The 21,680-nt window shown below is 67.4% G+C and carries 22 protein-coding genes; 9 read left to right on the top strand and 13 right to left on the bottom strand.

Annotated features, from left to right (window positions below; all coding sequences use genetic code 11):
• Positions 1–28 precede the first annotated feature (28 nt).
• The 7 genes from gspI to SCLO_RS05540 are packed head-to-tail and all read left to right on the top strand — an operon-like array spanning position 29 to position 5,058.
• Positions 29–355 carry a type II secretion system minor pseudopilin GspI gene (gene gspI / locus SCLO_RS05570; protein WP_066517435.1) on the top strand — a complete coding sequence of 109 codons (327 nt, stop codon included), beginning with the start codon at positions 29–31 and terminating at the stop codon, positions 353–355.
• On the top strand, positions 355–1,008 hold the full coding sequence (gspJ, locus tag SCLO_RS05565; RefSeq protein ID WP_066517436.1) for a type II secretion system minor pseudopilin GspJ: 654 nt from the start codon (positions 355–357) through the stop codon (positions 1,006–1,008). Before gspI ends, gspJ begins: the two co-directional genes overlap by 1 nt.
• Complete coding sequence (gene gspK, locus SCLO_RS05560; RefSeq protein WP_066517439.1) at positions 1,001–1,990, top strand: type II secretion system minor pseudopilin GspK; 990 nt, start codon at positions 1,001–1,003, stop codon at positions 1,988–1,990. Before gspJ ends, gspK begins: the two co-directional genes overlap by 8 nt.
• The gene (gene gspL, locus SCLO_RS05555; RefSeq protein WP_066517441.1) at positions 1,987–3,105 is read left to right on the top strand and encodes a type II secretion system protein GspL; all 1,119 of its coding nucleotides are present in this window, start codon (positions 1,987–1,989) and stop codon (positions 3,103–3,105) included. Before gspK ends, gspL begins: the two co-directional genes overlap by 4 nt.
• Positions 3,102–3,590 (top strand): type II secretion system protein GspM, encoded by a 489-nt coding sequence (gspM, locus tag SCLO_RS05550; protein ID WP_066517443.1) that lies wholly within the window; start codon positions 3,102–3,104, stop codon positions 3,588–3,590. Before gspL ends, gspM begins: the two co-directional genes overlap by 4 nt.
• Entirely contained in the window at positions 3,587–4,309 is a 723-nt protein-coding gene (gene gspN, locus SCLO_RS05545) for a type II secretion system protein N (RefSeq protein WP_066517445.1), read from the top strand. Before gspM ends, gspN begins: the two co-directional genes overlap by 4 nt.
• Entirely contained in the window at positions 4,306–5,058 is a 753-nt protein-coding gene (locus SCLO_RS05540; RefSeq protein ID WP_066517446.1) for a prepilin peptidase, read from the top strand. The genes gspN and SCLO_RS05540 overlap by 4 nt, the downstream gene beginning before the upstream one ends.
• A 76-nt stretch (positions 5,059–5,134) precedes the next feature.
• On the opposite strand, the gene SCLO_RS05535 is transcribed toward SCLO_RS05540, so the two are convergent.
• From SCLO_RS05535 to SCLO_RS05485, 11 genes are all read right to left on the bottom strand, one after another.
• Positions 5,135–6,541, bottom strand: a complete 1,407-nt coding sequence (locus tag SCLO_RS05535; RefSeq protein ID WP_231923357.1) for a glycoside hydrolase family 16 protein — start codon at positions 6,539–6,541, stop codon at positions 5,135–5,137.
• A 306-nt stretch (positions 6,542–6,847) separates the two neighbouring features.
• Positions 6,848–8,305, bottom strand: a complete 1,458-nt coding sequence (locus tag SCLO_RS05530) for a cobyric acid synthase (protein WP_066517448.1) — start codon at positions 8,303–8,305, stop codon at positions 6,848–6,850.
• Positions 8,306–8,351: 46 nt separating this feature from the next.
• The gene (locus tag SCLO_RS05525; RefSeq protein WP_096362094.1) at positions 8,352–9,989 is read right to left on the bottom strand and encodes a pilus assembly protein TadG-related protein; all 1,638 of its coding nucleotides are present in this window, start codon (positions 9,987–9,989) and stop codon (positions 8,352–8,354) included.
• Positions 9,986–10,369, bottom strand: coding sequence for a TadE family protein (locus tag SCLO_RS05520; RefSeq protein WP_231923356.1), 384 nt, complete (start codon positions 10,367–10,369; stop codon positions 9,986–9,988). Before SCLO_RS05520 ends, SCLO_RS05525 begins: the two co-directional genes overlap by 4 nt.
• Before the next feature lie 203 nt (positions 10,370–10,572).
• Positions 10,573–11,475, bottom strand: a complete 903-nt coding sequence (locus SCLO_RS05515; protein WP_066517454.1) for a PAS domain-containing protein — start codon at positions 11,473–11,475, stop codon at positions 10,573–10,575.
• A gap of 285 nt (positions 11,476–11,760) precedes the next feature.
• The gene (locus tag SCLO_RS05510) at positions 11,761–11,982 is read right to left on the bottom strand and encodes a hypothetical protein (RefSeq protein WP_066517456.1); all 222 of its coding nucleotides are present in this window, start codon (positions 11,980–11,982) and stop codon (positions 11,761–11,763) included.
• Positions 11,983–12,014: 32 nt separating this feature from the next.
• Positions 12,015–13,277, bottom strand: coding sequence for an N-succinylarginine dihydrolase (locus SCLO_RS05505; protein WP_066517457.1), 1,263 nt, complete (start codon positions 13,275–13,277; stop codon positions 12,015–12,017).
• A complete protein-coding gene (locus tag SCLO_RS05500; RefSeq protein ID WP_066517462.1) occupies positions 13,274–14,293 on the bottom strand; it encodes an arginine N-succinyltransferase in 1,020 nt (339 codons plus the stop codon). The genes SCLO_RS05505 and SCLO_RS05500 overlap by 4 nt, the downstream gene beginning before the upstream one ends.
• Positions 14,290–15,513 (bottom strand): hydrolase, encoded by a 1,224-nt coding sequence (locus SCLO_RS05495; RefSeq protein ID WP_066517464.1) that lies wholly within the window; start codon positions 15,511–15,513, stop codon positions 14,290–14,292. The genes SCLO_RS05500 and SCLO_RS05495 overlap by 4 nt, the downstream gene beginning before the upstream one ends.
• Positions 15,514–15,652: 139 nt before the next feature.
• On the bottom strand, positions 15,653–16,552 hold the full coding sequence (locus tag SCLO_RS05490; RefSeq protein WP_066517466.1) for a DUF481 domain-containing protein: 900 nt from the start codon (positions 16,550–16,552) through the stop codon (positions 15,653–15,655).
• A gap of 54 nt (positions 16,553–16,606) precedes the next feature.
• On the bottom strand, positions 16,607–17,083 hold the full coding sequence (locus tag SCLO_RS05485) for an RNA pyrophosphohydrolase (protein WP_066517472.1): 477 nt from the start codon (positions 17,081–17,083) through the stop codon (positions 16,607–16,609).
• Positions 17,084–17,244: 161 nt separating this feature from the next.
• Between SCLO_RS05485 and SCLO_RS05480 the strand changes: the two genes are divergently transcribed.
• A complete protein-coding gene (locus tag SCLO_RS05480) occupies positions 17,245–18,510 on the top strand; it encodes an SAM-dependent methyltransferase (RefSeq protein WP_066517474.1) in 1,266 nt (421 codons plus the stop codon).
• A 1-nt stretch (position 18,511) separates the two neighbouring features.
• On the opposite strand, the gene SCLO_RS05475 is transcribed toward SCLO_RS05480, so the two are convergent.
• On the bottom strand, positions 18,512–19,225 hold the full coding sequence (locus tag SCLO_RS05475) for an SDR family NAD(P)-dependent oxidoreductase (protein ID WP_066517477.1): 714 nt from the start codon (positions 19,223–19,225) through the stop codon (positions 18,512–18,514).
• Between the two features lie 79 nt (positions 19,226–19,304).
• Positions 19,305–20,765 carry an amidophosphoribosyltransferase gene (gene purF / locus SCLO_RS05470; RefSeq protein ID WP_231923355.1) on the bottom strand — a complete coding sequence of 487 codons (1,461 nt, stop codon included), beginning with the start codon at positions 20,763–20,765 and terminating at the stop codon, positions 19,305–19,307.
• A 189-nt stretch (positions 20,766–20,954) separates the two neighbouring features.
• On the opposite strand from purF, the gene ccmC reads away from it, so the two are divergent.
• The gene (gene ccmC / locus SCLO_RS05465; RefSeq protein WP_066517479.1) at positions 20,955–21,677 is read left to right on the top strand and encodes a heme ABC transporter permease CcmC; all 723 of its coding nucleotides are present in this window, start codon (positions 20,955–20,957) and stop codon (positions 21,675–21,677) included.
• The last annotated feature ends 3 nt before the right edge of the window (positions 21,678–21,680 follow it).

Raw genomic sequence — 21,680 nt, 5'->3', positions numbered from 1 at the left:
TGGAGAACAGGGCTTCACGCTGCTGGAGATGCTGGTGGCGCTGGCGGTGTTCAGCCTGGCGGCGCTGGCGCTGGTGCGCTTGCAGGGAGTGACGCTGCGGACGGCGGCGGACCTCGACAGCAAGGCGCTGGGGCAGATCGTGGCGCGCAACCTGATGGTCGAGGCGCAGACCGATCCCGCGCCCCCTTCGGTCGGCGAGGAGGAGGGCGAGGTCGAGAATGGCGGGCGGCGCTGGCGCTGGAAGCGGGTGGTGAAGGCGACGGACGACAAGCGGTTGTTGCAGGTGGATGTGACCGTGGAGGGGCAGGCGGGCGCTTCCCCGGCGGCGCTGAGTTTCGTGCGGGTGGTGGGGTGATGAAGTCCCTTCACCCTGATGGAGGCGGGGAGCGGGGCTTCACGCTGATCGAATTGCTGGTCGCGCTGATGATCTTCGCGATGCTGGCGAGCGCGGGCGTGTTGTTGCTGGGCAATAGCGTGTCGGCGCAGGCGCAGGTCAAGGCGCGGCTCGACGATCTGGCGGCGGTGCAGCGGGCGGGCGGCGCTCTGGCGGCCGATCTGGGGCAGGCGGTGCCGCGCATCAGCCGCACGGAGACGGGGACGCTCGCGCCCGCCTTCTGGTCGCATCGGGAAGGCGAGGGGGTGCCGGTCCTGCAATTCGTGCGCGGCGGCTGGGACAATCTGGGCAATCTGCCGCGGCCTTCCTTGCAGAAGGTCGAATATTGGGTGCGGCAGGGGCGGCTGGAGCGGCGGACCTACGCGCAGGTCGATGGCGCGGCGGGGGATGAACCGGCGGCGCTGCTCGATCAGGTCGAGGATGTGGCCTTGCGGTTCCGGGATGCGCAGGGCGAGTGGCGCGACGAATGGACGCCGACGCAGCCGGACCTGATGCCGCGCGCCGTGGAGATGACGGTGACTCGCGCGGGCGAGCCGGGGGTGACGCTGCGTTTCCTGGTCGGGCCGGGCCCGGCGGAGAAGCAGGCGGTGCAGGGGGAGGGCGACTTTGGCTGATCCCCGCAAAGAGGGCGAGCGCGGCGCGGCGTTGCTGACGGTGCTGCTGCTGGTGGCGGTGATGGCGGTGGTGGCCTCCACGGCGCTGGAGCGGCTGGCGCTGGCGACGCGGATGACGGGCAATGGCGGCGCGGTCGATCAGGCGCGGGCCTTTGCCGATGCGGGCATGGAGATCGCGCGGCTCAAGATTGGCGATCTGGTCGCGGCCAATCCGGGCAGGACGACGCTGGCGGGCGGCTGGATGGGCGCGCCGCGCGACATTCCGGTGCCGGGCGGCATTGCTACGGCGCGGGTGAGCGATGGGGGGAATTGCTTCAACCTCAACAGCGTGGTCGAAGGGGAGAATGAGGCGAACCTCAAGGTGCGGCCCATCGGCGTGACGCAGTTTCAGGCGCTGTTGCAGGCGCTGGGCGTGGATGCGCGGCAGGCGCAGGTGGCGGCGGCTTCGCTGGCGGACTGGGTCGACAGCGACAGCGCGCCGCAGCCGGGCGGGGCGGAGGACGAGGTCTATGCGCGGGCGGAGCGGCCCTATCGCACCGCCAACCGCTTCATGGTGGACGCCAGCGAATTGCGGGCGGTGAACGGGGTGACGCCCGCCATCTACGATCTGGCGCGGCCATGGGTGTGCGCGCTGCCGACGGCGGACCTGTCGCCGATCAACGTGAACACGCTGCTGCCCGATCAGGCGCCGCTGCTGGTCATGCTGCTCCAGGGGCAGATGAGCGTGGCGCAGGCGCGGCAAATGCTGGCGCAGCGGCCCGAGCAAGGCTACGGCAGCGTGGTGCAGTTCTGGGCGGGGCCATCGAATCTGGGCATCAATCCGCTGGAGGAGGCGGCCCGGCAGGTCAAGGTGACGACGGGATTTTTCGGGGTGGAAGTGGCGGTGAATGTCGGGGGAACGCAGGTGGTGGAACGGGGGCTGATCGATGCCCGGCAAAGCCCGGCCACGCTGGTGCGGCGCAGCTGGGGCAGCGGCGCATGAGCGGGAAGGACGCGCTGATCGTCGCGCTGCCCGATGGCGCGGGCGCGGAGCCGCTGTGGATGCACGTGGCGGACGGCGCGGTCGCACAGCGGGGCGCGGGGGCGAACTGGCTGGCGGCTTGCGGGCTGGCGGAGCTGCCGTCCGGCATGGCGGTGATGCTGGTGCCGCCCGCGCCGCTGGTGACGCTGCATTGGGCGTCGCATCCCGATCTGGCTCCGCGCCAGGGGCAGGCGGCGGCGCGGCTGGAAGCGCTGGCGGGCGGGATCGCGCCGGCGGATCAGTTGTTCGCGGTGGCGGACGGGAATAACGATCCGGCGCGGCCCCATCTGGTCGCGCTGGCAGCGCGGAGCGATGTGCAGCATTGGCTGCTATGGGCGCAGCATCATGGGCTGGACCCGGATTTGATCGTGCCTGCGCCCTTGCTGTTGCCGGAGCCGGAGGAGGGTTTCGCGCGGGGCATCGTCGGCGGCGCGGCGGTGTGGCGCGGGCGGGACGTGGCGTTCGGCGAGGATATGGCGCTGCCGGAAATCGTCGGCGAGGCGCGGGTGCGCGATGTCGGCCCGGCGCAGGTGGAGACGCTGGCCATCGCGGCGCTGGAACGCCCGCCGCTCAACCTGCGGCAGGGCGATTTCGCGAAGCGGGCGCGGCGGGAGTGGGACAGGCAGGCGCTGGGACGGATCGCCTTGTGGAGCGGGCTGGTGCTGCTGGCGAGCCTGTTGATCGCGGTGATCGGGGTAGTGAAGGAATATGGTGCCGCCAGCCGGTTGGATGCGGAGAGCCTGGCGCTGGCGCGGGAAGTCGTGCCGGGCGCGGCCGATGCGGCGGCGGCGGAGAGCGAGATGGACCGGCAACTGGCGGCGCGGGGGGCGGGGGGCTATGCCTTCACCGCGCCGGTCAGCGCCTTGATGAGCGCCATGCAGGACGCGCCGGGCGTGTCGATCACCGCCTTGTCGCGCGATGCGGACGGGATGATCCGCGCCACGCTGGCGGCGGCGAAGGCGGACGACATCAACAGCGTGTTGCTGGCATTGCAGGCGGCGGGCTTCACGATCACGGCGACGCCTTCGCAGGATCCGGGCGGACGGACGCTGGCGGACATCACGGTGCGGTCATGATGGAACGGTGGAAGACGATGTGGGGCGAACGGTCGCCGCGCGAGCAATGGATGCTGGGCGTCATGTTCGCGCTGCTGGCAGTGGTCGTGCTGTGGCTGGGGATCGTGCGGCCGCTGGGCGCGGCGCAGCGGTCGGCGCATGAGGCGCTGGGCGCGGCGACGGACCGCAACGCGGCGATCCGCGCCAAGGTGAAGCTGATGAAATCCCTGCCGCGCGGGCCTGCCGCGACTTCGCGGGGCGCGCCGCTGGACCAGTTCGTCGGGCAGAGCGCGGGCGAGGCGGGGCTGACGCTGGAAAGGGCGCAGGGGCAGGGCGCGGACCGGATGGACATCGCCATCGCCGCCGTTCGGCCCATCGCGCTGATGACATGGCTTGCGGGGCTGGAGGCGCAGGGCGTCCGGGTGGAGACGATGAGCGCGCGGCCTTCGCCGACGGCGGGCAGCGTGTCGGTGCAGGCTGTGCTGGTGCGGGGAGCGGCGCAATGAAGGGGCTGTCCCTGTCACGCCGAACGCGCATCGCGCTGATCCTGACCTTCGCGGTGGGCCTGCTGCTGTTCCTGCCGTTGCGCATGGCGCTGGGCATGGCGGGGCTGGAGCGGTTCGGAATGGCCGCGCGCGACGTGCGCGGCACGGTGTGGAGCGGTCGGATCGACAGATTGATGCTGGGCGACGTGTCGCTGGGATCGGTTCATGCGGCGCTTTCGCCGGTGCCGCTGCTGGTGGGGCGGGCGCGTTTCGACCTGTGGCGGAAAGCCGGCGGGCCCGACGACATCGAGGGCGCGGTGACGGCGGGGTTCGGGAGGATCGGCGTGGACGACCTGAGCGGTTCGGTTCCGCTGGGCCGCGCCTTTGCCCCGCTGCCGGTGGGCAATTTCGTGCTGGAGGATGTGAGCGCCACCTTTGCCGGCACGCTTTGCGGCCATGCCGAGGGACGGGTGCGCGCGCATATGGCGGCGCAGATGCCGGGACTCAATCTGGCGCAGGGCCTGTCGGGCGAAGCGCGCTGCGACGGCGAGGCGCTGCTGCTGCCGCTGGTGAGCCAGTCGGGCATGGAGAAGATCGACCTCAGGATATGGCGGTCGGGCCGCTATGTCGCGGAGATGCGGGTGGAGACGGCCGATCCCACGCTGGCGGCGACCCTGGCCGGGGCCGGTTTTGCCGAGGCGGGCGGCGCCCGGGTGCTGAAGGTTGAAGGAACGTTGTGATCGAACCGCTTGGCGCGATGCTCGGCGGCGTGGCCGGGGCGATTGCGGGGAGTTTCCTTGCGACGCTGATCCTGCGATGGCCGCAGGGACGGGGCGTCATGCGGGGGCGGTCGGCCTGCGACGGATGCGGGCGGACGCTGGGCGCGGGCGATCTGGTGCCGTTGCTGAGCGCCATGGCGCAGCGGGGACGGTGCCGGACGTGCGGCGCGCGGATCGATCCGCTGCATGGCCGGGTGGAGGCCGCCTGCGCCGTCATCGGGGCATTGGCGGTCGGGCTCGCGCCGGATGTCGCCGGGCTGGGCTGGGCGCTGCTGGGGTGGTGGCTGTTGACGCTGGCGGTGCTGGACTGGCGGCATTTCTGGTTGCCCGATGCGCTGACCTTGCCGCTGACCTTTTTGGGGCTCACCGTCGGCTCGTGGGTGACGGACGCCGTTCTGGCGGATCGGGCGATCGGCGCGGCGGCGGGCTATGCGGGGCTGCTGGCGGTGGCGTGGACCTATCGGTGGGCGCGGGGACGCGAGGGGCTGGGGCTGGGCGACGCCAAGCTGCTGGGCGCGCTGGGCGCGTGGTTCGGGTGGCAGGCCTTGCCCTTTGTGCTGTTGCTGGCGGCCGGGACCGGGTTGCTCGCGGTGGGCGTGGCGGCGGCGCTTGGGAAGCGGGTGGAGCGCGCGACGCGGGTGCCGTTGGGGACGGCCCTGGCCGTTGCGGCGGTGCCGGGATGGTGGTTGTCGGCTTTGTTGTCGGGGTAGGTTGTGCTGCTGAACGGCGAGGATGCAAGGGGCGCTCCTCCCCCACGTCATGCGGGGAAGGAGCAGGCCTTCCCCATTAAGGGGCCGAGTGGATATTCAGGCTGCGGATGATCATGTCGCCGCTGCCGTCGTCATAGGCTCCGCCGGTTTTCACGGCCACGTCCATGATCGGATACCAGCGGAAACCCCGGAAGGGATTGACCGACTGATAGCTTTCCTTCCCGTCGATGAACCAGGTGATATAGTCGCGCTGGATGTCGATGGCGAAGCGGTGGAAGTCCTGGCTGTATCCGCTCCAGCCATAGGCCTGGTCGGTCTGGATGACCATGCCGCGCTGGAATGTGCGGGCGACGTTCGCCCCGCCGTGGATGGTGTGGGCGACATGGCGGTCGAAATCCCAGTAGCTTTGCTGGCCGAAGCCTTCGTAGACATCGATTTCCGGCGGCCAGCCGCTGGTAGAGATCAGCCAGAAAGCGGGCCATGCGCCGCGCCGGTCGGGCATCTTCGCTTCCCATTCATATTGGCCATAGCCGATCTGGGTCGCCAGATAGTGGCGGCCGTCCAGGACCGACGCGCCATAATGCCAGCTGCGCCCTTCGTGATAGATGGGTGTTTTCAGTTTCTGGCTGTGCAGGACAAGGCCCTTGTTGCTCCAGTAGACCGGGCCTTCCACGCCGGGGAACACCGACGAGTCGAGATAGAGGCCGGTTTCCTCGTTCGCGATCTGGGTGCGCCCATGGGAAAGCGACGTGGCCCAGCGGTTCCAGCCGCCTTCGGCCGACCGTTTGTGCGTTTCCTTCTCCAGCGTGAACTGGAGCGTGCCGGTCGCGGCGAAGGTGCGCGGGGCGCGGAAGATGCCGGTGGCCATCGCCGTGGCCGCCGCGTTGCCGTCGGCGGTGATGATGGCGGCCGACTGGCCTTGCAGGCCGCCCCAGGGCGTTTCGCGCATCTTGAGCAGGAATTGTTGCCCTTCCTGCGCGGCGACGATGGGGACGGCGATGGTCTGGCGCAGTGGATCGCCGGGGCGGAAGATGGCCACCGTGTCGACCGTGCGGTAATGGGTGCCGGATTTCGCCGCGCCGGCGCCCGAGCCGTTCACCGTGACGAGACGGATGATGATGGTGTTGGGCGTCGGCCGATCCAGCGTGAGCGGGACATAGGCGACATTCACGCCGGGTTTGAAGGTGGCGTTGCCGAGCGAGACGGTCGCCTTTTCCGGCAATCGCGTTCCGCTGGCGAAATCGAAGGCGGCGAAGCTGCCTTCGGTTCGGCTGTCATCGCCGATGCCGCTGCTATTGATGGATGCCTTTGCAGTATAGGTGGCTTGTGACGCGGCCCTGTTACTGCCGCTGGCGATGGTGATACTGTTCCTGGTGGTGGGGAGGGATGTCCCCATCCGGGTAACGGCCGCCGCCGCGCTGAGGGCAAGCAGGATCATCGCGCCGGCCCCTATCGGACCGACGCCTTTTAGTTTCTTCATCATGAACGACCCCCGTTCTTTTTATGGATGGTGCATTATTGGTTGGAAAAGCCCCGGACTTGTCTCCTTTTCTATGGTCGAATGGTTGAGAAAATCCTTGCGATGGACACGGTCCGTCGCAAATATACTATAGTATAGACCGCGTTCATCATGATGAGATCGGTCGTGACTGGAGTCTTTTAGAACGGAAATGGTATGATCGACGGTTCGGTATCGAAACGATTTGTCGCCCGGTCGTTCGACGGAGGCGATGAATCGCGCTGTTCCTGCGCTATATTGTCATCATAGGGTCGTGGGACGGCCGGGACTCTATGCGCCCTTTTGCGCCAGCGCGATGAGGGCCGGCATGTCGACATGCGCCTCCATCTGCGCGGCGATGTCGTCGAGGGCCGCGTGGACGGCGGCGTTATGGTCCTGTTCGGAGGAAGAGAGGTTCCAGCGCGCCAGGAACGCCTTGCGCAGCGGCGTGCTGGCGAAGAGGCCGTGGACATAGGTGCCCATGACCCGGCCGTCCGGGCTGGTCGCTCCGTCGGGGCGGCCGCGGTCCAGATGGGCGAAGGGGCGGGCGCCATCGGGGCCGGAAGTCCGGCCCATATGCATTTCATAGCCGGTGAAGGCCGCGTCCAGCGCGCGGCCCGACACCTGTTGCAGCGTCTTGCCGCCCGACAGCGCGGTTTCGATGTCGAGCAGGCCGAGCCCGTCGATGGCGGCGGGCGGGCCTTCGATGCCGTGGGGATCGGCGATGCGGCGGCCCAGCATCTGATAGCCGCCGCATATCCCCAGAACCGCGCCGCCATGCCGGTGGTGGGCGAGGATGTCGATGTCCCACCCCTGCGCGCGCAGGGCCTGCATGTCGGCGATGGTCGTCTTCGATCCGGGCAGCACGATGAGCGAGGCTTCCGCCGGGATGGGGCTGCCGGGCGGGACCATGACCAACTCCACCTCCGGCTCGGTCCTGAAGGGGTCGAGATCGTCGAAATTGGAGATGCGGGGTAGTATCGGGCAGGCGATGACGAAGCGCGCGCCGTCCGGCCGCTCCCTTTTTTCGAGGACGACCGCATCCTCGCTGGGGAGGCGGGCGGCGGCGGGGAGCCAGGGGATGACGCCGAAGCCGCGCCAGCCGGACAGGGATTCGATCTGGCGATAGCCGTCCTCGAAAAGGGCGGGATCGCCACGGAACTTGTTGATGAGGAAGCCGCGGATCATGGCGGCGTCCCCCGGATCGATCACTGTCCGCGTGCCGACGATGGAGGCGATGACGCCGCCCCGGTTGATGTCGCCGACCAGGATCACGGGCACGTCGGCGGCGCGGGCGAAGCCCATATTCGCGATGTCGCCCGCGCGCAGGTTGATTTCGGCGGGCGATCCCGCGCCTTCCACGACGACGATGTCGCATTGCGCCCGAAGCCGGTGGAAGCTGGTCATGACATCGGAGAGAAGCTGCCCGCGCGCCTGCCGGAAATTGCCGCCGCCCAGCGTGCCGCGCACGCGCCCGTGGACGATGAGCTGCGACGTGTGATCGGCCTGCGGTTTCAGGAGGACCGGGTTCATGTCGCTATGCGGTTCGACCCCCGCCGCCATCGCCTGCAAGGCCTGGGCGCGGCCGATCTCTCCGCCGTCGACGGTCACGGCGGCGTTGTTGGACATGTTCTGCGGCTTGAAGGGGCGCACGCGATAGCCGCGCCGCACCAGCGCCCGGCAGAGGCCGGCGACAAGGACGGACTTGCCCACGTCCGATCCGGTTCCCTGTAGCATGATCGCGCCCATGATCCCGTTCCCTGAAGGTTCGGGCCGCCCAAGGCAAGGGGAGAGATCAGGCGACGATGGTGGCGAGGCCGCAGCGCATTTCATGCACCCGCACGTCCGCCGTGCCCAGCCGGACGCCGAGCAGCGCGGTGACGCTGTTCAGAACGCCGTCGAGCAGGGGCGCGGTGGTGCCCAGCAGCGCGCCGATGGGCGCGGTGAGCGGACTGAGGGGGATTTTGAGGCCGAGGAGATAGACGTCGATCTTCACTTGCCGGACGAGGCTGGCGGCCAGGCCCTGCGTCAGGTCCTGCGTGCTGACGGTCTTGGTCTGCTGCGCGCTGATTTCGGCGGGGGAAAAATGAACGCTTTGCGGCTCCACCCCGCCCAATGCGATATTGGCATGGGCGGTGATCCTGGTGGTCAGGACATCGGCCAGCACGGCGGGACGGGGATTGGCGGGGCGGGCGAAATCGGTGAGCGCGCTCTGGTCCACGTCGGCCAGTGCCACCGATCCGATGGACGGCTTGACCGCCAGCGTGACGCCATGGCCGGGCGTACCGCGCGTGCAGTTGATGTCCGACAGGCGCGCTTCCGCCTCGGCCAGTTCGACATAGAGGGGGACGCGGATCGATGCGATCGGTGCGAGGGCGGCGGCCACCGCGCTTTCCAGATAGATGCGCGTCTGGGCCGTGCGCAGGACGACATCGCGGCTCGACGTGATGGTGAGCAGCGGGGACATGGCGCTGCCGCCTCCTACGATCAGCTTGAGCCGCGTGCTGCTGAGCCCCGGCACGCCCAGTTGCAGGTCGATGGGCACCGAGACGCCGGGACCCGGGTTCAGCACCATCCGCAGCATCGAAAAGGCGTCCATCAGGATCGTCGGCTGCCCGGTGGCATCGGTGGCCCCGCCGGAGGGACCAAGGTCGATGATGTCCTTCAGACGGACGGTGCGGCCCGGAACGGAGTTGCCGATGCGGCGGAGCGTGCCGACCACCTGGCTGTCGGTCACGCCGTCGCCGATGGCGTTCACGATGTCGGCGATCGGAATATGCCGGTCGAACAATTGGGCGAAGGCTTCGTCCTGACGGCCCAGGCGCGCCTGCAAGGCATCCGCCATGCCCAGCAGGTCGACATTCGCATGGAGCAGCCCCTGCGTGTCCATCACCGACAGGTTGAGGTTGGTCCCGGCAAGGTTGGACAGCAGCATGTTGGGCAGGCCGCCGCTGACCGAAGCCAGCCCCGTGCCGATGGAAAAGGCGGCGGCGTCCTTGCGCGCGGCGGTGGCGCGGGCGCTGAGGTTCACGCCGTCCGACCCGATCAGCATCCGGCCGAAGAACAGGGGCGCGCGCCGCCGCACCTCCAGGCGCAGCGCGCCGCCCGCCGGATCGTTGGGCACGAAGCGCTGGGGAACGGGCACGGCGGGATCGGCGCGATACTGGCCGCTTTCGACCGAGGTGATGACGACGCCGCCGACGCCGCTATGGGCGATGAGCTGTTCGGCGGCAGGGCGGCCTCCGCTGACGGCGGCCAGCGCGGCGGCGTCGGCGATGCCCTGCAACTGGCGCTTGGCGAGATAGAGGGAGCCCAGGTCCACCGCCATCGTCGCCGACCCGGCCAGCATCAGCAGAGACCCCGCGAGCAGGATGGTGACCCCGCCTTTCCGGTCGCGGCGAAGGGGCGCCAATCTGCGGGCCAGAGGCTTCATCGTTCGTCGATCCTTATGACGGCGCTGCGTTCCAGGGTGCGCGAAGGGACGGGAATGAAGGTGGTGGCGAAGAGCGGGTCGCCGGACAGGTCGTAATCGAGCGTGACGGTGAAATAGCCGCCATTCTCCCTGCTGTTGACGCCAACGGGCCGGTTGCCGCGCAGGGGAAGGGCGGCGGTGCTGGCGGTGACGCTTTGGCGCGACAGGGCTTGCCTTTCGGTCGCGTTCAGCCCGGCGACGGCGGCGCGCGCGGCGTCATTGGCGGCCTGTTGCAGGCTGTGCGCCGTCATGAACCATGACCCATAGACCCATATGCCCATCAGCAGGGCGATGAGCAGCGGGAGCGCGACGGCGGCTTCCACGAGGACACTGCCGCGCATGTCGCGGCGGAGCGGATGCGGCGGGGCTGGGTGAAGGCGCTTTTCCATGCCCCCAGCCTAGCCCGCGCCGTTCAATGCCCGGTTTTTGGATAAATGGAGTGGATGTGCGCTATTTGTGTAAGTGGCTTTGGCCGGGAAGCGCGGCGGGCGGCGAAAAAGGCGGTTTCCTTAACGCGGACCTGCGATTTTCGTCCGGAACGGATTCAATTTGCGGAATTTGCGGGTTCGTTCCGGCGGGTGACGACCACCACCGCGCCTTCGGACCCGTAAAGACCCTGCAATCGGGCGATGCCGATGTCCGCCGGGATCACCGCGCCGCTATTGGCGAGCAGGCTGGTGTCGGTCTTGCGGTCGCCTTCGCCCCGCAGGACATGTTCCAGTTCCTCGCGCAGGCGGGGCCGGGCCGGCAGGTCGGCCAGGTCGGTGAGGCTGATGTGGATCAAGCGGTCCAGCGGCAATCCGACCAAGGTGCAGAAGACGTCGTCGGCGAACTCGATGAATCCCCGGCTGGACACCTGCACATGGCCGACGCCGCCATGGGCCTGCATGGCCTGCTTCAGGCTGGCCTTCACATCGGCGAGGCGGTTGCGCCGGACATCCTCCGTAATGTCGCTCAGCAACAGGGCGACGCCTTCCGGGAAGGGATGGGTTTCGAACCGTATCCAGCAATTTTCGCGGAAGGGGGAGGGAATGTCGGCGGCGCTGCCTTCTCCCGATTCCATGCTGTGCCGGATATGCGCCTGCGTCAGGGTTTCGGCCAGTTCGGGCAGGGCTTCCCAGAGCGGCAGGCCCGCCAGTTGCCGGTCCCAGCGGCGCGTCATGGCGAGCGCGGCCTGGTTGACATGGCCGATGGTGTAGTCGGCGCGGCAAAGGATCAGGCCCTGATGTATCCATTCGGGCAGGTGCGAAAGCGGATCGGCGCCCGCCGACGCTTCGGGGCCGCTCACGGTCATGGTGCGGAAACGGTCAAGCCCCATGAAGACATGCGTTCCGCGTCCATGGTGGGTGACCAGGAGCGGTTCCTGCACCCCCACTTCCCGCCAATGGGCGAAATTGCGGACAAGTTCGGCTGCCGGGACGCTTCGGCCGTAACGATCGTTCAGCATGGTTGATCCCCTTCCTCATCGTTATGAGAAAAAAGATACAGCGACGCAGGAAGAGGCGAAGATGCAGACGTATCGGAAGTGGAGGAATCACGCCATTTCGGAAGAAGAAGGTAGCTCTTTTCTATTGCCTTTGCTTTGACGATGTTCGATTTTGACTGAGCGTGGACGCTTGATTTTCGTGTCTCCTGTTGTGAAGGAGACGCGAGGGGTGCGCTCATGGTTGAAATCCACCCATGATTTCTGTCCGGGACAGGAGCGCAGGCGGCTTTCACCTTTCGGCAAGCGCTAGCGGGACAGGGCTTTCTGCATTTCCACCGCGTCGATGATCTTGCCGCCCGCCATGAACACCGCGCCGGTGCAGGCGAGGGCGAGCAACTGGCCGCCGAAACCCGGATATTGGTGCATGTAGACCAGGCCGCGCTCCGTCGCGCCCAAAGCGAGGGCGTAGATCACCAGGAACGCCTCGAACTTGGTCTTGATCGTGAAAAGACGCTTGATCCGTTCCATTGCAATCCCACCTGGCGATGTCTCGCCCGCCGCTATGGGATTAAGTCGCCCGAAAGCTGCAAATGGTCAACAAGCGTTAACCACGATTGTTCGATCCGGGCGATGAGGCGCGTGTCGTTCAGGTCGTCCGGTGCGATTTCCTCCGGCCAGTAATCCGCGACGATGGCGGCGATCCGGTCGAGCTTCGCTTCGCCGAGCAGGAAGCGGGGGTCGATGTCGGCGGGATCGGCGACGACGCGCAGCCGCAGGCAGGCGGGGCCGCCGCCATTCGCCATGGATTGCCGCACGTCGACGGGGATGAGGCGGCGGATCGGGCCGTTGCCCGCGATCATCCGTTCGAGCCAGGACCAGACGGCGGGCGTTTCCCGCGCTTCGGTGGGAAGGATGAGGGCCATGCCGTCGCCATCGGATAGCGTCACGAGCTGCGCGTTGAAAAGGTAGCTGCGGATCGCGTCGGCCAGGCTGACGGCGCTGGCGGGGACTTCGACGATCTCGACGCAGGGGAGCGCGGCGCGCAGATCGGCGTAGAAGCCCCCCTTGTCGGCGAAAGCCTGTTCGTGGGTGAAGAGGACGCGCTCATTGGCGACGGCGACCACATCGTTGTGGAAGGCGCCAGCGGCGATGGCTTCTTCCGACTGCTGGACGAAGAGGGTGCGGGCGGGGTCGAGCGCGTGGAGGCGAGCGACGGCCTTGCTTGCCTCGATATGCTGGCGGGCGGGGAAGGGGCCGCCGGCCTCGCCGTAGACGAACACCTCGACGCCCGGGGCGGCATGGCTTTCGGCAAGGCGCATATGGTTGGCCGCGCCCTCGTCGCCGAAGGGTGGGGGGACGGGGCCGTGCACGGTGAAGGCGTCGCTCGCGGCGAAGGCGAGTTGAAGTTGTTTCAGCGTCTGGGGCCATTCATGGCTGCGATGGGGCATCGTCACCAGATTGGCGACGGTGAGGTGGGTGCGCCCGTCCGCCGTGTCGCTGGCGGGGGAGACGGTCGCGGCATTGGCGGCCCACATGGAGGATGCCGACATGGCCGCCGCGCGGATGGGCGGCTCGGCATGGCTGACACTGGTGCCCAGCGCGGCGAGCCACGCATTGTCGGGCCGCCATTGGGGAAGGAAGATGCCCTGCGCCAGGCCGAGGCGGATGTTGCCGCGCATCTTCTCCAGCCCTTGCAGCGCCGCCGCGCGGGGGCGGGAGACGGCGCCTGCGTTGCGGGCGGAGGCGAGGTTGCCGAGGCTCAGGCCCGCATAATTGTGGCTGGGGCCTATCAGCCCGTCGAAGTTGATTTCCCTGACGCTCATGCCCGGCCCGCCATGGTGAAGCGCTGGCCCGGCTCGATGCCGAGCAATGCCGCGCTGTCCGCGTCCAGCGACACCGCGCCGTCCTCGCTTTCCCGCACGAAGCCCCAGGTGCAGCGGTAGTCGGCGAGGCGGCCTGTGGCGATCAGCATCTTGTCCCCACCCTTGTCGTGCAGGGCTGAAAGGGCGACGTCGCGGGCCTGCGCGATGGTGCGGAGCGAATCGATCTGGCCCACCATGGTCGGGCCCCCGTCGAAAATGTCGACATAGCCCGGATTGGTGAAACCCTCCGTCTCCAGCATCCGCATCGCGGCGCGGCCATTGGGATGGGGCAGGCCGATGACGGCGCGGGCGCTGTCGGTCAGCATGGCGGTGTAGATCGGCGTCTTGGGCATCAGGTCGGCGATGAACTGGTTGCCGTTGATGGCGTTGAATTCGTCCGCCTCCTGAAAGCTCATGCCGAAGAAGCGGCCCGCCAGCCCGTCCCAGAAGGGGGAGCCGCCCGCTTCGTCGATGACGCCGCGCAATTCCGCGATGATCCGGTCGCCGAAGCGGGGACGGTGGTTGCGGATGTAGAGATAGCGGCTGCGGGCAAGCAGCAGGCCCAGCCCTTCGGCCCGCTCGCGGGGGTGGAGGAAGAGACCGCCGACTTCGGTGGAACCCTCCAGGTCGGTGGTGAGCGAGAGCATCTGCGCACGGAAGGTGCGGCCCAGTTCCCGGCTGTGCTGGGTGAGGACGCCCAGGCGATAGGAATAGAAGGGCCAGCTTTGCCCCACGGTGCTGAAAATCTGGCACGTGCCGCGAACCTGCCCCGTCCGGGCGTTTTCCAGCACCATGAGGATGAGTTCGTCGCTGATGCCGTCCTCCGCGCGGGAGAGCGCCTGTCCGGTGCGTTCGAGCTTGGCGGCGAGCGCCTTGCGGTCCGGGGGCAGATTGGTGAAGCCGCCGCCCGTCAGCTTCGCCATCTCATAGAGCGTCTGGAGATCGTCCGCCCGCGCGGTCCGCATGAAGAAGGTCACGCCGTCATCCTCCCCTGATATTGCCCCTGAGCGATCCGCATCAGCGCCAGCGCGGACAGGCGGGCGCGTTCGGGCAGGCTGTCCGTCATCAGAAACTCGTCCGGGCTGTGGATCGCCCCGCCGCGCGCGCCCATGGTGTCGACGACCGGCACGCCGCAGGCCGCGATATTGTTGCCATCGCACACGCCGCCCGTATCGCGCCAGCCGATCGGCAGGCCCAGATCCGCGCCGCAGCGGCGGACGAGATCGAAGAGGGCCTGTGCCTTTTCGTCCATGGGCTTGGGCGGGCGCCCGAAGCCGCCGTGGAGGTGCATGGCGACTTCATGATCGCGCGCGACCGCCTCCATGCCGGTTTCGATCAGGCGGCGGACGGCGATTTCGTCGGCGGGGGTGCGAGGGCGGAAATTGACGCGGAGGATGGCGTGATCGGGCACGACATTGTTGGGGCTGCCTCCGTCGATCCGGGCCGGGTTGCAGGAAAAGCCGGTGCCGCTCGCCGCCTTGAGCCGGAGCGCCAGGTCGGCGGCGGCGAGCAGGGCGTTGCGGCCTTCTTCGGGATTGCGGCCCGCATGGGCGCTGCGGCCGGTGACGATGATCGAGAAATTGCCGCTGCCCGCCCGCGCCCCCGCCAGCGTGCCGTCGGGCAAGGCGGGTTCATAGGTGAGGGCCGCGATCTTGCCCGCCGCCATGTCCCGCAGCAGGGGCGCCGAGGAGGCGCTGCCGGTTTCCTCGTCGCTGTTGATGACGACATCATAGCCCAATGCGGCGCGGCCTTCCCATGTCTCCACGGCGCGAAGCGCGGCCAGCATGACGGCGATGCCGCCCTTCATGTCGGCGACGCCGGGGCCGTTCAGCACATGATCGTCCAGCCATCGCTGCGTCTGGAAGGGATGATCGGCGGCGAACACCGTGTCCATATGGCCGGTCAGCAGGACGCGGACCGGCGCTTCGGGGCGCACGGAAAGGAGCAGGTGGCGGCCATGGTCGATCTGAAGCAGCGCGCCGTCGGGGGAAATGCTGTCGACCGGGGCGGGATCGATGAGGCGGATGTCTCCGGGGAGCGCTGAAAAAGCATCGGCGAGAAGCGCGGCCATGGCGGCGAGGCCGTTCAGGTTGCGCGATCCGCTGTTGACGGCGGACCATGATTGCACCTGCTCCAGCATCGGCGCGGCCGAGGCATGGTCCAGAACCGCTTGTTCGGCAGGTGAAATGGCTGTCATTTCCTATGGTCTAACAGAGCGGCGCGCGCCTCTCCACCCCAAGGCAGCCGAAAATCCTTTCCTGTGAGGAAGAATGGTTTGGGTGGATTTCGGATTGCGGCCATTCACATCCTCCCCTGATGGAGAGGATTGAGGAGGTTCAGAAATCGTAGCTGAGGGTCAGCCGGCTCAGCGTGTCGAAATCCCGTGCGGACAGCAGCGTTTCCGATTCATATTGGACATTGTAGGAGAAGGCCGCCGACCAGCGGTTCGTCACCTTGGTTTCCAGCGCGGTCAGGGAATTGAGCGTGAAGACGTTGCTTTCCGCATAGCCCGATGCGGTCTGCTTGAAGGTCAGCGTGGGGGTGATGCGCCAGGCAAGGTCCATGGAGGCGCGGCCCCCGACCTTGGTCTCGCGCGCGCCGAGCACATATTTGGCGTGACGCACGGCGGGACCGGCGTCCACGGTCAGGTCCACCTTCTTGCTGACGATCAGCTTGTAACCGATACCGGCCGAGGCGGTGTAGCGTTCGTCATAACCGATGGACGTGTCCCGCTCGAACTGGACGAGGCCGTAGGCGAAGCCGCGCGGGTCGAACTGATAGCGCGGTTCATAGCTGGCGAAATAACGTTCGCGCGAGGTGACGCCGTTGGCGCGGCGATAGTCGGCGCTGGCGGTCAGCTTGTGCGACCATTGGATGCCGTTCCGCGTCGCCGTCGCGTTGGCGCTGATGCCGATCTCGCTGGTGGAGCCGGTGGAGCGGAAGCCGCCCGCTTCGATCCGGCCGGTCCACAATTCGATGAAGCGGGCTTCGCGAATCACCGCGTCGTGCGTAGCCTTGGTGCGGTCCTTCCAACTGGCGACCATGCGCTGGATTTCGTCGGAGGAATCGGGATTGGTCTGTTTCGCGATCTTGGCGACGGTGACGATTTCCGCCTCATTGCCATTGGCGATGGCCGCTTCCAGCATTTCGCGGACGGCGGGCGGAAGGAGCGGCGGCTCCTCCGCGCGGGCGACGGACGGGACGAAAAAGGGTAATAGAAACAGGCAGCGGCGCATCGCGCCCTCATAGCCGCTCGTCCGCGAAATATAACCCCGATGGGATGAACCGACTCAGATCAGCGACCGGAACTCCTGCACGATGTCCCGGTAGAGCTTGCGCTTGAAGGGGACGATGAGGTCCGGCAGCGTTTCGGGCGCCGTCCATTTCCATGCGCGGAACTCGGGATGCGGGGTCGCGATGTCGATGTCGCTGTCCTCTCCCAGGAAGCGGGCGAGGAACCATGTCTGCCGCTGGCCGCGATATTTGCCGCCCCATATCTGACCGATCAATTCGGGTGGCAGGTCGTAGAAATGCTCGTCGCGCGCCTTGGCGATGATTTCCACATGGCGGTGGACGATGCCGGTTTCCTCGCCCAGTTCGCGCAGCGCGGCCGCCTTCGCATCCTCGCCTTCGTCGATGCCGCCCTGGGGCATCTGCCAGGCTTCCGCCCGGTTGTCGATTCGCTGGCCCACGAAGACCAGCCCGTCCATGTTGACAAGCATGACCCCGACGCAGGGGCGGTAACCCGGTTCTTCATTTTGTGGCATGGTCGCCGCAAATCCCTATATCTCTTTGTCTCCGCCATGGCGCGGGAACATCGTTTACAATCGGGACATGAAATAGGCATGGCAAGGGCGCGCGTCCATGGATTGAATCGGATTTCGCGCGACATTGCGGCGCGAAGCGGCCCGAGGCGGAGGCGAATGGCATGAATGCGATCGATCCCCGGCGGAAAAAGGCGGCGTTGAGCCTCCGGCGTCCTCCCGCCCATGGGCCGGCCAGCCTGCTGGCGCGGATGGTGGGGCCGCGCTTCCACAAGCTGCTCGACCGGATCGACGCGGGGCTGGAGGCGGGCGCGCTGGAAGCATCGCTGCCGGACGGGACGCGGCGAATCCTGGGCGGTCGTGCTCCGGGGCCGGTGTGCGAGGTGCATGTGGCGCACTGGCGCGCGCTGCTGCGGCTGGCGACGGGCGGTTCGGCGGGATGGTATCGCGCATGGGCGGCGGGAGAGTGGACCAGCCCCGATCCGGTGCCGCTTTTCGCGCTGTTCATGGAAAATGCCGTGGCGCTCGGCAATGTGGCGCGGCCGAGGGGGCCTATGCGCTGGGCCGGGCGGGCGCTGCACTGGGCGCGGCGGAACAGCCGCGTCGGATCGCGCCGGAACATCGCCTATCATTATGATCTGGGGAATGACTTCTACGCGCTGTGGCTCGATGCCGACATGCATTATTCCAGCGCCTTGTTCGCGGACCCTGAGGATCGTTCGGAAGAGCTGGAGGATGCGCAGCGGCGCAAGGTCGATGCGATCCTGGATCGTCTGGACTTGCGGCAGGGGGACGCCCTGCTGGAGATCGGCTGCGGCTGGGGAGGGCTTGGCGAGCGGGCGATGGAGCGGTGGGGCGTGCGCTATGACGGCCTGACGCTCTCGACCGAGCAGGCGGATTATGCGCGGGACCGGCTGGGGTCGGGCGCGAACATCCTGTTGACCGACTATCGCGATGCGGCGGGTCAATATGACGCCATCGCCAGCGTGGAGATGGTGGAGGCGGTCGGGCAGCGTTACTGGCCCGACTATATCGCGGCGATCCATCGGCTGCTGAAGCCGGGCGGGCGGGCGGCGATCCAGTATATCCTGATCGACGACGCGATCTTCGAAAGCTATGCGCGGGGGGCGGATTTCATCCAGACCTATGTCTTCCCCGGCGGGATGCTGATGTCGGAAAGCCGGTTCCGGGCACTTGCGGAACGGCAGGGACTGGAGTGGCGGGACGTTTCCCGCTTCGGGCTGCATTATGCCGAAACGCTGCGGCGCTGGCGCGAGACGTTCGAGCAGGTGGTCGATGCGGGGCGGCTGCCCGCCAGCTTCGACCAGCGTTTCGTGGACCTGTGGCGCTACTATCTCATGTATTGCGAAGGCGGGTTCCGGGGCGGCACCATCGACGTGGCGCAGGTGACGCTGGTGAAGTCCGCCTGAATTAGCCGATCCGCGTGCGGTAGCCGGTGGGCGTGTCCGCCGCGATCATGTCCACGATGGCGTCGGCCACCGCTTCCGGTCCCTTGAGCGTGGCGGGGTCTTCGCCGGGAAAGGCGCGGGCGCGCATCGCGGTGCGGGTCGCGCCCGGATCGACGATATGGGTGCGGATGGCGGAGACGTTCTTCACTTCCTCGCCATAGGCGCCGACCAGCGTTTCCAGCGCGGCCTTCGACGCGCCATAAGCGCCCCAATAGGCGCGCGGCGCGGCCCCTACCGATGAGGTCAGCGCCACCACGCGGGCGTCCTTGCTGGCGCGCAGCATGGCGTCGAAGGCGGCGATCAGGGCTTGCGGCGCGGCGATGTTGAGCGTCAGCAGGCGCGCGAATTCCTTGGCGTCGATCGCAGGGACGGCGGCCAGCGAGCCCAGCGTGGCGGCATTGAGCACGAGGATGTCGAGCGCCTGCCAGCGTCCGCCGATGGCCTGCGCCAGCCGCCCGATGCTTTCCCCGTCGATCAGGTCGAGCGGGGCGATGGTGGCATGGCCCCCGGCCTGGTGGATGCGCTCTTCCACTTCCTCCAGCGCGCCGCTGGTGCGGGCGGTCAGGATGACATGCGCGCCCCCCGCCGCCAGCGCCTCGGCCGTGGCGGCGCCGATGCCGCGGCTGGCGCCAGTCACGAGCGCGAGCTTGCCGGAAAGAGGAAGAGTGTCGGTCATGATCGGATTTCCATTCGTCCCCGCGCGGGGCGGGGCGATTTGCAGGGCGCGGGAAGCGGAGGCAGGCGTGGTCTGAACCTCAGACCACGCGTTCGGCCAGCATTTCGAACTGGTTCTGGACCACGGCGTCATCCTGGTCGGTGAGCGTGGTGGGATAGTCGCCGGTGAAGCAGGCGTCGCAATATTGCGGCCGGATGTCGGCCCGCTTCGCTTCGCCCAGCGCCTTGTAGAGGCCGTCGATGGACACGAAGGACAGGCTGTCGGCGTGGATGAATTCCTGCATCCCGTTGATGTCGAGCCGGTGCGCCAGCAGCTTGGCGCGTTCGGGCGTGTCGACGCCATAGAAGCAGCTATGTCGCGTGGGCGGGCTGGCGATCCGCATATGCACCTGCGCCGCGCCCGCTTCGCGCATCATCTGCACGATCTTGAGGCTGGTGGTGCCGCGCACGATGGAATCGTCGATGAGGACGATCTTCTTGCCGTCGATCAGCGCCCGGTTGGCGTTGTGCTTGAGCTTCACGCCCAGATGGCGGACCTTGTCGCCAGGCTGGATGAAGGTGCGGCCGATATAGTGGGAGCGGATGATGCCCAGTTCGAAGGGGATGCCCGATTGCTGGGCATAGCCGATGGCGGCGGGCACGCCGCTGTCGGGCACGGGGATCACCAGATCTGCGTCCACCGGATTTTCGATGGCGAGCTGCGCGCCGATCGCCTTGCGGACCGAATAGACGCTGGAGCCGTCGACGATCGAATCGGGGCGGCTGAAATAGACATGCTCGAAAATGCAGGGACGGGGATGGTTGTCGCCGAAGGGGCGGTGGCTGCGCACTTCGCCGTCATGGGTGACGATGACCAGTTCGCCCGGATCGATGGAGCGGATATAGTCGCCGCCCACCACGTCGAAGGCCACGGTTTCGGAGGCGAAGACGGTGGCGTCGCCCAGCTTCCCCATCACCAGCGGCCGGATGCCCAGCGGATCGCGGCAGGCGATCATGCCTTCGGGCGTCATGACGATGAGGGAATAGGCGCCTTCCACCTGTTTCAGCGCGTCGATGAACTTGTCGAGCAGCGTCCGGTAGGTCGATGTGGCGACCAGATGGATGATGACTTCGGTGTCGGAGGTGGACTGGAAGATGGAGCCGCGGCGGATGAGTTCGCGGCGCAGCTTCATGGCGTTGGAGATATTGCCGTTATGGGCGATCGCGAAGCCGCCCGAATTGAGTTCGGCATAAAGCGGCTGGACGTTGCGGAGCGAGGTTTCGCCGGTGGTCGAATAGCGCACATGGCCGCAGGCATAATGGCCCGGCAGGCCGCGAATCACTTCGTCGCGGTCGAAATTGCCCGCGACATGGCCCATGGCCCGATGCGTGTGGAAGCCATGGCCGTCCCAGCTGGTGATGCCCGCTGCCTCCTGCCCGCGATGTTGCAGGGCGTGAAGGCCGAGCGCCACGATGGCCGATGCGGTTTCAGCATTGGAAACGCCGAAGATGCCGCATTCCTCGCGCAGCTTGTCGTCGTCGAACGGATGTGTAGTCAACATGGGTGTGAGCGGGTCCATAGCCGATCCTGTCCGCCCCGATAGGGCGCCGATGCCGCGCATATAGTCGCTCGCACCTCATTTGTCGCCTGTTTGACATAAAAAAGCTTGGGCCCTTTTCCCGGCCCTGCCCGGCATGTCGGAAAACCCCTACTGGCGTTGCGCGGCGGGCGCGTCTAAAGAGACGTCCCGATGCATCGTTTCGCCAATCCTGCCCGGTTTTTGAAGATCGCGCGGCCGCTCACCGGCTGGCTGCTGTGGCCGGGGCTGCTGCTGACGCTGGCCGGATGCGCCTGCGGCCTTTTCCTGACGCCCGCCGATTATTTGCAGGGGGAAACGGTCCGCATCCTCTATATCCATGTGCCCGCCGCGTGGCTGGGCATGGGGGGATGGACCGGGATCGCCATCGCCGCCCTGATGCAACTGGTGTGGAAGCATCCGCTGGCCGCCGTCGCGGGCCGCGCCATCGCCGCGCCGGGGGCGCTGTTCACCGCGATCTGCCTTGCCACCGGCTCCATATGGGGGCGACCCACCTGGGGAACCTGGTGGGAATGGGACGGGCGGATGACCTCCATGCTGGTGCTGCTGTTCCTCTATCTGGGCTATATCGCGCTCGCCAACGCCAGCGCGCGGCAGGGGCAAGGCGGCGTCAGCCCGGTGACGGCGATCTTCGGTCTGGTCGGCGCGATCAACATCCCGATCATCAACCGCTCGGTCGTGTGGTGGAACAGCCTGCACCAGGGGCCGAGCATCACCCTGCGCGGTTCGAGCATCGACGGGTCGCTGCTCTGGCCGCTGGGGCTGACGGTGCTGGGATTCAGCCTGTTGTTCGGCGCGATCGTGCTGATGCGGATGCGGACGCTGCTGGCGCGCAACCGGATAGAGGCGCGGATGCAGCGTCTGGCGCGGGGATAATGC

Origin of the sequence: Sphingobium cloacae (assembly GCF_002355855.1) — a bacterium.
GTDB classification, from domain to species: domain Bacteria; phylum Pseudomonadota; class Alphaproteobacteria; order Sphingomonadales; family Sphingomonadaceae; genus Sphingobium; species Sphingobium cloacae.
The sequence above is the reverse complement of the archived record's forward strand: the minus strand, read 5'-3'. Positions and strand labels throughout refer to the sequence as shown.